Consider the following 12,618-nt stretch of genomic DNA (forward strand, 5'->3'; position numbering starts at 1 on the left):
CGGGCAGGCGCGTTCACCGGGCGTGGGGTGACATCCCGTCCCGGGTCCACGACCCCAGCACCAGCAGCGTCTTCGTCCCCGTCACGTTCCCCGCCCTGCGCAGCCGGTCGATGACCTGCTGGAGGTGCCCCAGGTCCCGCACCCGTACGTGGATCAGCGCGTCGGGGTCGCCGGCGATCGTGAACACCGCCTGCACCTCGGGCACCTCCGTAGCCGTGCGGACGATCTCCGCGACCGGCGTCGTCCCCGGGTAGCGCAGCTCGGTGAACGCCTCGATGCCCCACCCGAGCTTGGAATAGTCGATCTGCACGCTGAACCCGGTGATCACGCCGAGCTCCCGCAGCCGGTCCACCCGCCGCTTGACGGCCGCGACCGACAGCCCGACCAGCTCCGCCATCTCCGAGAACGTCCTGCGCCCGTCCTCGCGCAGCAGCCGCAGCACGTGGTGATCGATGTCGTCCACCTCGGCCATGTGAGAACCCCTCTCTCAGGCGCAAAGAACATCGGCTACGAAGCCCTGGCCCTCACATTGTTTGCATCTTTCGCCGCACAGTGCATCTAATACTTGCGCACAACCTACCCGCATTGCTGTGCTGGGGATCCCACGTACGAAGCCAGGAGGTCCGCGTGAGCGTGAGCGAGACTCCCGTCCCCGTGTCGCTCGACGACAAGTACACGGCCGCCGGCGGCCGCGTCCTCATCTCGGGCATCCAGGCACTGGTCCGCCTGACGCTCGAACAGCGCCGCCTCGACCAGGAGCGCGGCCTCGACACGAGGGTGTTCGTGTCCGGGTACCAGGGCTCGCCGCTCGGCGGCGTGGACCTGGAGATGGGCCGCGCGGGGAGGTTCCTGGAGCAGGCGGGCGTGGTGTTCCGGCCGGGCCTGAACGAGGAGCTCGCCGCCACCTCCGTCGCCGGGACCCAGCTCCTCGGCCAGGTGCCGGGCCGGCGCCACGACGGCGTGACCGGCTTCTGGTACGGCAAGAACCCCGGCCTCGACCGGGCCGCCGACGCCATCAGGCACGCGAACACCGCCGGCACCGCCGCGCTCGGCGGCGCGGTGGCCTGGATCGGCGACGACCCCGGCTGCAAGTCCTCCACCCTGCCCAGCTCCTGCGAGCCGATGTGCCAGAGCCTGTCGATGCCGCTGCTCGCGCCCGGCTCGGTCGGGGAGATCATCGAGTTCGGGCTGCACGCGGTCGCCATGTCCCGCGCCACCGGCCTCTGGGTCGGCCTGAAGATCGTCGCGGACATCGCCGACGCCTCCGCCACCGTGGACCTGGGCCCGCTGAGCGCGGGGATCCCGGCCCCGGAGCGCGAGCCCGGCGGCGCGGCCCCCGTCCTGCTCGGCCCCGCCGCGCTCGACGCCGAGCACGACCTGCTCACCCGCCGCCTCGACCTGGCCCGCGCGTACGCCCGCGCGAACGGCCTCAACCGGATCATGTCGGGCCGGGACCACACCGCCCTGGGCATCCTGGCCTCGGGCACCACGTACGCGGTGGTGCTGCGCGCGCTCGCCGACCTCGGCCTGGACGAGCCGGCGCTGGCCGAGCACGGGGTACGCCTGATCAGGCTCGCGATGCCGTTCCCGATCGCGTACGACGAGCTGGCCGCCATGACCGCCGACCTGGACCGGGTGCTGGTGGTCGAGGACAAGGTGCCGTTCCTGGAGGGGCAGCTCAAGCAGGCGCTCTACGGCGGCGAGCGCTCTCCGGCGGTCGTCGGCAGGGAGCTGCTGACCGCCCGCGGCACCCTCTCCGCCGAGGACGTGGCGAAGGCCGTGGCCACCTGCCTCGGCATCGAACGGCCCCGTCGCCCGCGCCGCCGCGGCCTGCTGCCGGTGGTGGCCGCGCGCACCCCGTACTTCTGCTCGGGCTGCCCGCACAACACCTCCACCCGCACGGCCGACGGCACCCTGGTCGGCGTCGGCATCGGCTGCCACGCCATGATCGCGCTGGACGGGCACGGACGCGGCACCCAGGTGGGCCTCACCCAGATGGGCGGCGAGGGGGCGCAGTGGATCGGGCTGTCGCCGTTCACCGATGACCGGCATTTCGTCCAGAACCTCGGCGACGGCACCTTCCACCACTCCGGCTCGCTGGCGATCAGGGCGGCGGTGGCGGCCGGGGTGACGATGACGTACAAGCTGCTCTACAACGACGCCGTCGCCATGACCGGCGGCCAGCGCGCCGAGGGCCGGCTGGACGTGCCCGCGCTCACCCGCGAGCTGGCCGTCGAGGGCGTGCGCCGGGTGGTGGTCACGACGCCGGAGCCGGAGACGTACCGGGGGGTGCGGCTGGCGGCGAACGCGTCCGTGCGGCACCGCGACGATCTCCCGGAGGTCGAGAAGGAGCTGGCGGGGATCGACGGGGTGACCGTGCTGATCCACGACGACCGGTGCGCGGCGGAGGAGCGGCGGCTGCGCAAGCGCGGCAAGCTGCCGACGCCGGTGCGGAAGGTCGTGGTCAACGAGCGGGTCTGCGAGGGCTGCGGCGACTGCGGCGACGTCTCCACGTGCCTGTCCGTCCAGCCGGTCGAGACCGAGTACGGCCGCAAGACCCGTATCCACCAGGCGTCCTGCAACTCGGACCTGAGCTGCCTCAAGGGCGACTGCCCGTCGTTCCTGCTGGTGGAGCCGGGCGAGAAGCGGGCGACGGGCGTCTATGCGCCGGGCGGGAAACCGGCACGTGGGGCCGCCGCGCAGGCCCTGGGATCGCTGGAGTCGTCCGAGCCACCCGAGTCGCCCGAGCCGGTGTCACGGCCTGGCGGATCAGGGGGAGAGGTGCTGGTCAGGATGCCCGGCATCGGCGGCACCGGCGTCGTCACCGTCTCGCAGATCCTGCAGATGGCCGCCCACCTCGACGGCCTGCACGCGGCCGGGCTGGAGCAGACCGGGCTCGCGCAGAAGGGCGGGCCGGTGGTCAGCGACGTGCGGATCTCGCCACGGCCGGTCAGCGGCTCCGTCCGCGCCTCGCAGGGCACCGTCGATGTGCTCATCGGGTTCGACCTGCTCGGGGCGGCGGCCGACGCCAACCTGGCCGCCGCCTCCCCCGAGCGCACCGTCGCCGTGCTGAACACCTCCGTCGTCCCCACCGCCGCCATGGTGACCGGCCGGGTGGCCGTGCCCGGGCACGCCGAGGCGGTGGCCCGCGTCGAGTCCGCCGCCAGGGACACCGTCTGCCTGGACGCACACGAGCTGGCCGAAGCGCTGTTCGGCGACCACATGCCGGCCAACCTGCTGCTGCTCGGCGCGGCCTACCAGCACGGCTGCCTGCCGGTCTCGGCCGCGTCCGTCGAGCGGGCCATCACCCTCAACAGGGCCGCCGTCGAGCAGAACCTCGCCGCCTTCCGCTGGGGCCGCGCCGCCGTGGCCGACCCGGAGCTCGTGCGCAAGGCCGTACTGCCCGCCGAGGAGCCCGAGCCCGAGGGGCTCGACGAGGTGGTGGCCGTCCGCGTCGCCGACCTGACCGGCTACCAGAACGCGGCCTACGCCCGTACGTACGCCGAGGACGTACGCGACGTGGCCGCCGTCGCGGCCGAGCGGGCGGGCGCGGCGGAAGGGGCCGCGATCGCCCTCGCCTACGCCCGCGGCCTGCACAAGCTCATGGCCTACAAGGACGAGTACGAGGTCGCCCGCCTGCATCTCGACCCGGCCGAGAAGGCGCGCAGGGAGCGCGAGTTCGGCCCGGACGCGGTCGTGTCCGTGCTGCTGCATCCGCCGGTGCTGCGCGCCATGGGCATGAAGCGCAAGATCGAGGTACGCCGCTCGGCCGGCGTCCTGTTCCGCGGGCTGCGGGCGGCCAGGGTGCTGCGCGGGACGGCGTTCGACGTGTTCGGCCGCGCGAAGGTACGCCGCGTCGAACGCGAGCTCGTCTCCGAGTACCGTGACCTGATGCGCGCCGCCCTGACCCGGCTCACCCCCGCGACCGCAGACGCCGTCGAGGAGATCGCGGGCCTGCCCGAGCTGATCCGCGGGTACGAGGACATCAAGCTCGCCCGGGTCGCCGAGTTCCGCGAGCGCGCCAGGACCGCCCTGACGCGGCTGGGCGAGCCCGCCGCACACCCCGCCTGAGCCAGGAGTGACCGTGACAGTCGACCGCCTGCTGCCCGACCAGGACGCCAAGGACCTCATCGAGCTGACCCGCGAGATCGCCGACAAGGAGCTCGCGCGCCGCGTGGATGAGCATGAGCGCGCCGAGACGTACCCGGACGGGCTGTTCGCCACGCTGGGGGCCGCGGGGCTGCTCGGGCTGCCGTACCCGGAGGAGCTCGGGGGCGGCGGGCAGCCGTACGAGGTGTATCTGCAGGTGATCGAGGAGCTGGCGATGCGGTGGGCCGCCGTCGCGGTGGCGACCAGCGTGCACACGCTCGCCTGTTTCCCCGTGGCCACCTACGGCACCGCCGAGCAGCGGGCGCGGTGGCTGCCCGACATGCTGGGCGGACGCCTGATCGGCGGCTACAGCCTGTCGGAGCCGCAGGCCGGGTCCGACGCGGGCGCGCTCACCTGCAAGGCGGAGCGGGTGGCGGACGGCTACCGGATCACCGGCAACAAGGCGTGGATCACGCACGGCGGCATCGCCGACTTCTACGCCCTGTTCGCCCGCACGGGGGAGGGCTCGCGCGGCATCTCCTGCTTCCTCGCGCCGGGGGCCGCCGACGGGCTGTCGTTCGGGCGGCCCGAGGAGAAGATGGGGCTGCACGCCGTACCGACGACCAGCGCGCACTGGGACGGCGCGATCCTGGAAGCCGACCGGCTGCTCGGGGAGGAGGGCCAGGGGCTCCAGATCGCCTTCAGCGCACTCGACTCCGGCCGGCTGGGCATCGCCGCCTGCGCCACGGGCCTCGCCCAGGCGGCCCTCGACGAGGCCGTGGCCTACGCGAAGGAGCGGCAGACGTTCGGCAAGAAGATCATCGACCACCAGGGCCTCGGGTTCCTGCTCGCCGACATGGCCGCGGGGGTGGACAGCGCGCGGGCGACCTACCTCGACGCGGCCCGGCGACGGGACGCGGGGCTGCCGTACAGCAGGCAGGCGAGCGTGGCCAAGCTGGTGGCGACCGATGTCGCGATGAAGGTCACGACTGATGCGGTGCAGGTGTTCGGGGGGTATGGGTATACGCGGGAGTTTCGGGTTGAGCGGTACATGCGCGAGGCCAAGATCATGCAAATCTTCGAGGGCACGAACCAGATCCAGCGGCTGGTGATCAGCAGGCACCTGGCCAAGTAGCCCCTGACCTGCAATAACCCCGCTTCCCTGTGCTGGGAGGCGGGGCTCTTTGTGTTGGGACTCGGCTCTAGATGATCACTGTTCCGTCCCTGTTCCGTGAGAGACCTCCCGTGGCCGGAACAGCCGGTCCTTGATGGCCCTGCGGGCGCGGTCGTAGGAGCCGGACATCATGCGGGCGTGGACGCGGAGGGTGAATCCGGTGCCGGGGTGGCCGATCAGGCCTCTGACAGCCGTCGCCGTTTGCCACGCCGCAACTGCTCACCCAGTGCTCTTAGCCTGCTCAGCTTGCGGTCCGTCGGATCGCCTGCGGCCGCTTCGAGCAGGTAAGACTTGAACAGGGCTTCCGTGTCGCTCGTCATGCAAAGCTGATCGAGCATTTCCTTGGGGGGAAGCGCCCCGGAACGTGTACCGGCATCGTCCGCAGAAGCGGCCGTCCCCTTCTCCGCCTCGTTCAGCAACTTTCCGACAGCCTGGTGTGACATACCCAGCAGGTAACCGATGTCGCGGTGAACGTAACCTCGTCGCGCCAGATCAGCGACCGTTGCTTGCGTCGCTTCAGCAGCCTTCTGTCTGACCAGGGTCGCCGCGAGGCGGGTAACCAGCGTGGCCTCCAGTTCTGTGGCCACTTCATCGTCGGCCACGGTCAGGTCGAAGTCGGCGTTCATCTCGAGGACGTCCACATCCAGCATGGTGACCACCAGGTCACGCGCCATCTCCTCGGCTTGCTCCAGGCGCTTCACCTGGGTGTGGTAGCTGCGCTTGAGGCCGGGTCCGGAGACGGTCAAAGCCCACCAGTCATCACTCCTACTGGCGGTGATGGTGTAAGTGTCGCGCTTGCTCACTGCTCCTCCTGCTCCTTCGCAACCTCAGCCAGGATGCTCTCCCAGTCCTCCAGGATTCCTTTCGCCGTGCGCTCATTGACCTCCGAGTGGCGAGGCACAGGCATCGCCTCCGAACCGGCATGCCACTTCGTGTGGTTGCCGCCTTCGGTTGAACGGACGGATACGCCATACTCCTTCGCGAGCTTGCGCATCCGCCGCTCTAGATCCCGCTTCCTCATCATCAGTGTAGGCTACCTAGGTTGCACACATTGAGGCAACTGAGGTTGCCTAAGCAGGACCCCTGCGCGCAGCGCTGTTGCCCCAATGCGTCCAAGATCGCTGACGTGTCCGAGGTGTATAGCCCCATGAGATGCCTGACGTTTCTGTCCACGACATGGTTGATGCGATCGAGATCGGATGCTCTGAAGACCAAGCGGACGGTGGGCGGCCTCGGCGCGAAGCGCACAGCATCGTTCCCGCTCATCGTCGGCCCCGCTCCGTCGCTGTTCCGTGAGGGCACGAACCAGATCCAGCGGTTGGTGATCAGCAGGCACCTGGCCAAGTAGGCCCTGACCGGCGAAAGCCCCGCCTGCCGGTTTCGCGGGGCGGGGTTCGCTGTTCCGTGAGTGGATGCTGAACGATCAGTGTCCCCTCGTCGGCGTGGTCACGGGGAAGTTGCTGCGGATCGTGCCGTCCGGGTCGTGGCGGCGCTTGATGTCGCGCAGGCGGGCCAGGGCGTCAGGGGTGAAGGCCATGGCCGCCGGCTCCTCCGGCTTGAGAAAGGTGTACGGCTTGCGTCCGCTGATCGCGGGTGCGAGGTCGTCGAGGAGTTGCCGCTGCCTGACCTGGATGGCCGAGGCGGCATCGGGGGTCGTCGGCACTCCGAACAGGTAGAGGGCGTACGGCTCGGTGAGGGGTCCGTGCGGGCTGTCGGAGGGGTGGGCCAAGGCGCCGCCGAGGTGCCGGATCTGCACGCTGAGCAGCGGGTCGATCGGTGTGGCCAGGAGGGCCTTGGCCGTGACGTCGTCCAGCGTGGTCAGCAGGTCGCCGTGCGACAGGCCGTGGCCGGGTGTGGTGGGTTCGGCGGTGATGGAGCCGAGGTCGGTGAGCGGCATGGCGGCGCGGCTGTCGGACAACGCTCCGCCGAGGCGCTCCAGCGGACGCAGGAAGGCGCGGCCCTCGGCCGGGGCGCCCAGATAGGTGGCGTCCACGGCGACCATGGGTGGGGCTGCGGGGAAGTTCAGCAGGTCGAACCAGAGGGTGAGCCGGTCGGGGGCTGTGTCGGTGATCTGCCGGTAGGCGTCCAGGACCTCGGCCGCCCGGTCGGCGGTCCACAGCAGCCGCCCGCCGTAGAGGGCGGGGGCGGGGTGCAGGCCGAATTCCAGCGCGGTGACCAGGGCGAAGTCGCCGCCTCCGCCGCGCAGGGCCCAGAACAGGTCGGGGTCGGAGCCCGTGGTCACCCGGGCCCGCTCTCCGTCGGCGCGGACGACCTCGAACGCGGTGACGCTGTCGGCGGCCCAGCCGTAGGCGCGGGAGAACCAGCTGAGCCCGCCGCCCAGCGTGTAGCCGGTCACGCTCACCTCGGGAGAGCTGCCGGGCAGCCCGGTCAGGCCGTGCCCGGCCGCGGCCCGCTGGACCTGGCCCCAGCGCACGCCCGCGCCGACCCGCGCGGTACGGGCCGAGGCATCCACGGACACCTGGTCCAGCCGGCCGGTGCGCAGCAGGATCGCGCCGTCCAGGTCACCGGTGGCGCCATGGCCGCTGGGCTGGGCCGACACCTTCAGGCCGCGGGGACGGGCGTACCGGACCAGGGTTGCGACGTCGGCGGCGTCAGCCGCCTCGACCACCGCGGGCACGCTCTGCTCGACGGCCAGGTTCCAGGGCCGGCGGGCCTGGTCGAAGCCGTCGTCCCCGGGCAGCAGGACCCGTCCTCGTACGAGGGTCCGCAGTTCGTTCAGGTTGGTCATCTTGGTCTCCTTGCGAGGTCAGGCGGTGATTTCGAGGGTTGCCCGCGCGGCAGGACAGGTGGGGCTGCGACGCACTCGGCCGGCAGCGCCGGGGCACGTCAACCGGCGAAGATGCGGGCGGGGTCGCCGGTGAACCAGGTGTTGTCGATGCGGACGCGGCGGATGACCCAGCGGTCCCCGTCCCGGACCAGGTCGACGTCGTAAGGGTTCTTCAGCAGGGCGAAGGTGCTGTGGTCGGCGGTGAGCAGGTGCTGGGCCTCCACCAGCGCGGTGAGGCGAGCGGTGTCTCCGCCGACGGCGATGCGCGCGTTGGCGACCTGGTGGGTGGTGTCCACCCGGCCGGTGAACATGCCCAGGATGACGGTGACGATCGTTTCCCGCCCGGTCATCAGCGGCGGCTTGCCTCCCCACTTGGCGGCCGCCGGGCGGAAGTCCAGCTCGGCGTCCGCGGCGAAGGAGGAGGCGAACAGCTCCTTGTCCTGCAGATCCTGGCCCAGGCCGAACCGGTACAGCGCGTCCATGATCTCCGCGCGGTCCCGCAGCTCTCGGACGACCGCTGCGCTGTCGGCGGACGGGGCGGACAGGGCATGTCCCTCGGTGACGTACATCGCGTACTCCCATGTCAGGTGGGGTGTTCGAGCTCCTCTACTCTCGGCGGGGGCATGGGTCGTATCAATGTGGGTCTGTGCAAGGATCGTGAAGTCTGGGTTAACGATGTGAGAGGCGCCATGCTGGAACGGCACGAGCTGGAGGCCTTCCTCACCCTGGCCGAGGAGCTGCATTTCGGCCGCACCGCCGAACGTCTGCGCGTCTCCACCGCCCGGGTCAGCCAGACCATCGCCAAGCTGGAGCGCCGGGTCGGGGTGCCGCTGTTCAATCGCACCAGCCGCCGGGTGGAGCTGTCCCCGGTGGGCCGGCAGCTCTATGAGGAGGTCCGGCCCGCCTGGTCCCGGATCGGCGCCGCGTTCGAGCGGGCGATCGACACCGGGCGTGGCTTCAGCGGCACGCTACGCGTCGCCTTCGTCGGCGCGGCGGCCGGGCAGCTGCTGGTCGGCGCGACCGAGCTGTTCCGGGAGCGTGAGCCCGGCTGTGACGTTCAGCTACGCGAGGCGCAGATAGCCGAGGTCTTCCCCTGGCTGAGCGACGGCGAGATCGACATCGGGCTGGCCACCTTCCCCGTGGATCAGCCCGGCATCGTCTCCGGGCCCGTGCTGGTGAGCGAGATACGCATGCTCGCCGTCCCCTCCCAGCATCCCTTCGCCCGCCGCACGTCGGTTTCCCTGGAGGACCTGGCCCGCGTGAAGGTGCTGCAGTTGCCGGACACCCTGCCGGACTCTCTGCGCGATGACCGCACACCCCGCACCACACCTGCCGGGCGGCCGATCGAGCGCGGCCCGGCGGCCGCGACGTTCAACGAGATGCTCACGCTCATCGGCGCCGGCCACGGTGTCTTCCCCGTCGGCGCGCAGAGCAGGCGCTACTACGCCCGCCCCGACGTCACCTACATCCCCTTCAGCGACGCACCGCCGCTGCGATGGGGCCTGCACTGGCGTGCGGACGGGGCCACCGCCCGCGTCCGCGCCTACAGCCAGGCCGCATACGACCTGGTAAGCGGCCGATCGTGACTGTGAGCGCCCCCGGACCCGCGTTCAGCGAATGCCGGCGCCCCGGAGCCGGTCACGGTTTCCAGGCCGCGTCACGGCTTCCAGGCAGGGTCTCGCCCGATGAGGCCGAGCAGGCGGTCGAACGGCGGGGCGTCGTCCGGCACCGCCACCGGCGGTCCGAACGCGCCGCGCTGCCGGCCCATCTCCACCATCTGGCCGGTGAAGTGCAGCGCCCGCGTGACGGCTGCCGGCTCCGGCTCGTACTCCTGATCGGTGGCCCTGGCCAGGTCCCAGCCGTGTACGACCATGTCGACGAGGTACATGTGGGCCAGCGTGGTCATCGGCAACCCCATGGCGGGGCTGGTCCCCTCCCACGCCTCGCTCCGGGACCAGGCGGCCAGCGTGCGCTCCGCGCGCTCCGGGAAGTCGCCGGCGTAGCGTCCGCGCTCGACGCCCGGCCCCTGGTGAGCCAGGGACTCGAACAGCTCCGCCACCCACTCCAGGTGGGTGAGCAGGCCCTCGACGTCGAACTCCGCGCACGGGGTCGGGAGGCCGAGCTGCTCCTGCCGTACCGTGCGCACCAACCGGGCGGTCCGTTCGGTGGCGCGCGTCATCAGCGGCATCATGTCTTCCATGGCAGCCATCGTGCCCCGTCCGCCGGAGGCGGGGCTTGTAGAAACGCGACAGCGCGGCTGGGTGGATCCGTACGCGGGGCTCGGCGCCTTCGATTTCTTCCGCCAGGCGCCATCGCCTGAAATTTCGGCGTACGTCGATCACTTCTGGGTCGTCACCTGGACGGACCTCGCCGAGCCGTACGAACAGCGCATCGTCTCCCACCCCACCGTGAACATGACGATCACCCGCGACTTCCACCGGCTCGCGGGAGTGATCAGGGGCGGGTTCTCCTACACGATGCGCGACAGCGGCCGCGTGCTCGGAACGCGCTTCCGCCCCGGCGGCTTCCGGCCGCTCCTCGGCGGCCCGGTGTCCGAGCTGACCGGCCGCTTCATCGAGATCAGCGACATGTACGGCGCAGCGGGCGCGGCCCTGGTCGAACAGGTCCTCGCCGAGCCCGACGCCCGGGCCGCCATTGCGCTCGTCGAGGCGTTCCTGCTGGGTCAGGGGCCGGAGCCGGACCCGGTCGCGGAAGAGGTCGCGGCGCTGGTGGCGATGGCGGAGAACGACGTGTCGGTGACCAGGGTCGACGAGCTGGCCGCCAGGTCGGGGCGGTCGGTGCGTTCGCTCCAGCGGCTGTTCCGGGACTATGTCGGCATCGGCCCCAAGTGGGTGATCCGCCGCTTCCGGTTGCACGAGGCCGCGGATCGGGTCTACCAGGGACTCGACCTCGCCACGCTGGCCGGCGAGCTCGGCTACACCGACCAGGCCCACCTGACCCGCGACTTCACCGCCGCTGTCGGCATGCCACCCGCCGCCTACGCCCGGCTCAGAAGCAGGGCCTGACCCCACGCTGGGGCTCAGCAGTGCTTGCTCAGGGACATACGCTTGATCAGGTCGAACAGGTCGGGGTCGAAGTGGCCCCGTGCGATCCACCGGTGGGTCTGCGTGTGGCTGGGCAGGTTCTTGACGAACTTGGTGCCGGTGCCCCCGTTCACCTGGATGTCGGCGAGCAGGCTGCCGCGGCTGTCCTTCAGGTGCGCCCACATCAGCCAGGCGTCGTCATCGTCGAGGCTGGAGACCGTGGCGTCCAGGCGCGCGGTGCCGTCGGAGTACAGGGTCCACGTCGCGCCGGGCTCGATCGTGCACGCGCCGGCCGACTGGTAGCCGCGCCAGATGAACGTCTTCTGTCCCGCCGAGGTCGCCGAGGCCGCCGAGGCCGGGAGCGCCAGTGCGGCGGCGAGGGTGCACGTCGCGGCGGCCACGCCGGCGATTCTGCCGAGCTTCTTCATGACACGTTCCTTTCGCGGGGCAGGTGGTCAGTGGGCGAGCTTGACGGAGGTGGGGATGCTCCACGGACCGCAGTCCGAGCCGAAGGTGGTCCGGTCGCAGCCCTGGACGATGTAGGCGAACGTGTTGACCTCGTGGCCGTTGGTGGTGGTGCCGACGCCGTCCTTGACGTACGGGGCCATCACGTACTGGCCGCTCCACGGGGTCAGCCGGCCCACCTGGACCTGGGTGGCCCTGCCGCCGTCCTTGCTCCAGCGGACGTTGAAGTAGTCCCAGTCACGGCCGAGGCCGCTCCACTTGAAGACGACGTTCTGGCCCTTCCGGTAGGCGCGGACCAGGGTGCCGTCACCGAGGTTCGGCGACCAGACGATCTTGCCGTTGGCGAAGCGCTGCCACGAGCCCCTCTTGTCCGGGTAGCCGAACTCCTTGGTGGCGGGGCAGCCGTACACGCTGGTCTCGCCCCCGTTCGAGCGCCACAGACCGCCGATGAGGCTGCCCGCGGGCGCCACGAGCGCGGGGTCGCACGCGCTGGCGGCGGAGGCGGCGGACGGTACGGCCAGGCAGACGGCGGCGGTCGCCACGGCGGCGGCGAGACCGGTGAGCGATCGGGTCACTGCAGAACTCATGGGGGGTGTCCCTTCAGAGGCTTTCGAGGCTTCCAGGTTGGGCACTCCTTGTGTACGGCAGGTCGCTTTCAGTTGGGCTTTCGCTGCTTGACGGCGGCTTGAGGCCGGCTTGCGGTCATCCGCCGGCCACCGCACCGATCCGCCGGAGGCACCGGCGTGGCGGGGAAGCGGCTCGCAGGCGGCTCATGCCGAATCCATAGCGCGGCCCCGTAGCGTGCCGCTCGCGCCGGGCGGCACTCGTCCGCTTTCGCCCGGGGGGTGCGGAGGGGGGTCGCGATGAGGCGTGGGATGACGGCGGCGGTGGAGAAGCTGCCGGAGGTCGCGGTGGTCTACTTCGCCGACCCGGGCTTTCGTGGTGCGCGAGGCCAGGCACAACGCCCGCGGGGGATGGGAGCTGGTGGTGGCCGGCCAGGGGGAGGAGTTCCACGTCAAGCTGACCGGTACAGGCGGGGAGAGGGTCAGGGAGGTGGG

13 protein-coding genes are annotated in these 12,618 nt (G+C 71.1%); 5 read left to right on the forward strand and 8 right to left on the reverse strand.

The window, feature by feature from the left end:
* Positions 1–13: 13 nt before the first annotated feature.
* On the reverse strand, positions 14–472 hold the full coding sequence (locus tag ETD85_RS14045) for an Lrp/AsnC family transcriptional regulator (protein WP_138690124.1): 459 nt from the start codon (positions 470–472) through the stop codon (positions 14–16).
* Between the two features lie 155 nt (positions 473–627).
* Between ETD85_RS14045 and ETD85_RS14050 the strand changes: the two genes are divergently transcribed.
* Both ETD85_RS14050 and ETD85_RS14055 read left to right on the forward strand, forming a co-directional pair.
* Positions 628–4,071: an indolepyruvate ferredoxin oxidoreductase family protein gene (locus ETD85_RS14050; protein WP_138690125.1), complete on the forward strand. Its 3,444-nt coding sequence runs from the start codon at positions 628–630 to the stop codon at positions 4,069–4,071.
* A 13-nt stretch (positions 4,072–4,084) separates the two neighbouring features.
* Complete coding sequence (locus ETD85_RS14055; protein ID WP_138690126.1) at positions 4,085–5,224, forward strand: acyl-CoA dehydrogenase family protein; 1,140 nt, start codon at positions 4,085–4,087, stop codon at positions 5,222–5,224.
* Positions 5,225–5,439: 215 nt separating this feature from the next.
* Here ETD85_RS14055 and ETD85_RS14060 read toward each other — a convergent pair whose 3' ends face one another.
* Both ETD85_RS14060 and ETD85_RS14065 read right to left on the reverse strand, forming a co-directional pair.
* On the reverse strand, positions 5,440–6,066 hold the full coding sequence (locus ETD85_RS14060; RefSeq protein ID WP_138690127.1) for a hypothetical protein: 627 nt from the start codon (positions 6,064–6,066) through the stop codon (positions 5,440–5,442).
* Positions 6,063–6,257: a hypothetical protein gene (locus ETD85_RS14065; protein WP_206058302.1), complete on the reverse strand. Its 195-nt coding sequence runs from the start codon at positions 6,255–6,257 to the stop codon at positions 6,063–6,065. The genes ETD85_RS14060 and ETD85_RS14065 overlap by 4 nt, the downstream gene beginning before the upstream one ends.
* Positions 6,258–6,446: 189 nt before the next feature.
* On the opposite strand from ETD85_RS14065, the gene ETD85_RS63080 reads away from it, so the two are divergent.
* Positions 6,447–6,611 carry a hypothetical protein gene (locus ETD85_RS63080; protein ID WP_170246660.1) on the forward strand — a complete coding sequence of 55 codons (165 nt, stop codon included), beginning with the start codon at positions 6,447–6,449 and terminating at the stop codon, positions 6,609–6,611.
* 75 nt (positions 6,612–6,686) lie between these two features.
* Here the strand turns inward: ETD85_RS63080 and ETD85_RS14070 are convergent, their stop codons facing one another.
* Positions 6,687–8,012, reverse strand: a complete 1,326-nt coding sequence (locus tag ETD85_RS14070; RefSeq protein ID WP_138690128.1) for an FAD-binding oxidoreductase — start codon at positions 8,010–8,012, stop codon at positions 6,687–6,689.
* 98 nt (positions 8,013–8,110) lie between these two features.
* Positions 8,111–8,620: a nuclear transport factor 2 family protein gene (locus ETD85_RS14075; protein WP_138690129.1), complete on the reverse strand. Its 510-nt coding sequence runs from the start codon at positions 8,618–8,620 to the stop codon at positions 8,111–8,113.
* 120 nt (positions 8,621–8,740) lie between these two features.
* Between ETD85_RS14075 and ETD85_RS14080 the strand changes: the two genes are divergently transcribed.
* Positions 8,741–9,637: a LysR family transcriptional regulator gene (locus tag ETD85_RS14080; protein WP_138690130.1), complete on the forward strand. Its 897-nt coding sequence runs from the start codon at positions 8,741–8,743 to the stop codon at positions 9,635–9,637.
* Between the two features lie 71 nt (positions 9,638–9,708).
* On the opposite strand, the gene ETD85_RS14085 is transcribed toward ETD85_RS14080, so the two are convergent.
* A complete protein-coding gene (locus ETD85_RS14085; protein WP_170246661.1) occupies positions 9,709–10,251 on the reverse strand; it encodes a TIGR03086 family metal-binding protein in 543 nt (180 codons plus the stop codon).
* On the opposite strand from ETD85_RS14085, the gene ETD85_RS14090 reads away from it, so the two are divergent.
* A complete protein-coding gene (locus ETD85_RS14090) occupies positions 10,250–11,077 on the forward strand; it encodes a DUF6597 domain-containing transcriptional factor (protein ID WP_170246662.1) in 828 nt (275 codons plus the stop codon). The genes ETD85_RS14085 and ETD85_RS14090 overlap by 2 nt on opposite strands.
* 14 nt (positions 11,078–11,091) lie before the next feature.
* On the opposite strand, the gene ETD85_RS14095 is transcribed toward ETD85_RS14090, so the two are convergent.
* Entirely contained in the window at positions 11,092–11,523 is a 432-nt protein-coding gene (locus ETD85_RS14095) for a DUF6294 family protein (RefSeq protein ID WP_138690133.1), read from the reverse strand.
* Between the two features lie 27 nt (positions 11,524–11,550).
* On the reverse strand, positions 11,551–12,147 hold the full coding sequence (locus tag ETD85_RS14100) for an LGFP repeat-containing protein (RefSeq protein ID WP_138690134.1): 597 nt from the start codon (positions 12,145–12,147) through the stop codon (positions 11,551–11,553).
* Between the last annotated feature and the right edge of the window lie 471 nt (positions 12,148–12,618).

It is taken from the genome of Nonomuraea zeae (assembly GCF_005889725.1).
Taxonomy (GTDB): Bacteria; Actinomycetota; Actinomycetes; order Streptosporangiales; family Streptosporangiaceae; genus Nonomuraea; species Nonomuraea zeae.

What these genes read in the sequence shown, in the direction of transcription:
- ETD85_RS14045 (WP_138690124.1), bottom strand. Translation starts at nt 472, where the DNA reads ATGGCCGAGGTGGACGACATCGATCACCACGTGCTGCGGCTGCTGCGC.
- ETD85_RS14065 (WP_206058302.1), bottom strand. Translation starts at nt 6,257, where the DNA reads ATGCGCAAGCTCGCGAAGGAGTATGGCGTATCCGTCCGTTCAACCGAA.
- ETD85_RS63080 (WP_170246660.1), top strand. Translation starts at nt 6,447, where the DNA reads ATGCGATCGAGATCGGATGCTCTGAAGACCAAGCGGACGGTGGGCGGC.
- ETD85_RS14070 (WP_138690128.1), bottom strand. Translation starts at nt 8,012, where the DNA reads ATGACCAACCTGAACGAACTGCGGACCCTCGTACGAGGACGGGTCCTG.
- ETD85_RS14075 (WP_138690129.1), bottom strand. Translation starts at nt 8,620, where the DNA reads ATGTACGTCACCGAGGGACATGCCCTGTCCGCCCCGTCCGCCGACAGC.
- ETD85_RS14080 (WP_138690130.1), top strand. Translation starts at nt 8,741, where the DNA reads ATGCTGGAACGGCACGAGCTGGAGGCCTTCCTCACCCTGGCCGAGGAG.
- ETD85_RS14090 (WP_170246662.1), top strand. Translation starts at nt 10,250, where the DNA reads ATGGCAGCCATCGTGCCCCGTCCGCCGGAGGCGGGGCTTGTAGAAACG.
- ETD85_RS14085 (WP_170246661.1), bottom strand. Translation starts at nt 10,251, where the DNA reads ATGGAAGACATGATGCCGCTGATGACGCGCGCCACCGAACGGACCGCC.
- ETD85_RS14095 (WP_138690133.1), bottom strand. Translation starts at nt 11,523, where the DNA reads ATGAAGAAGCTCGGCAGAATCGCCGGCGTGGCCGCCGCGACGTGCACC.
- ETD85_RS14100 (WP_138690134.1), bottom strand. Translation starts at nt 12,147, where the DNA reads ATGAGTTCTGCAGTGACCCGATCGCTCACCGGTCTCGCCGCCGCCGTG.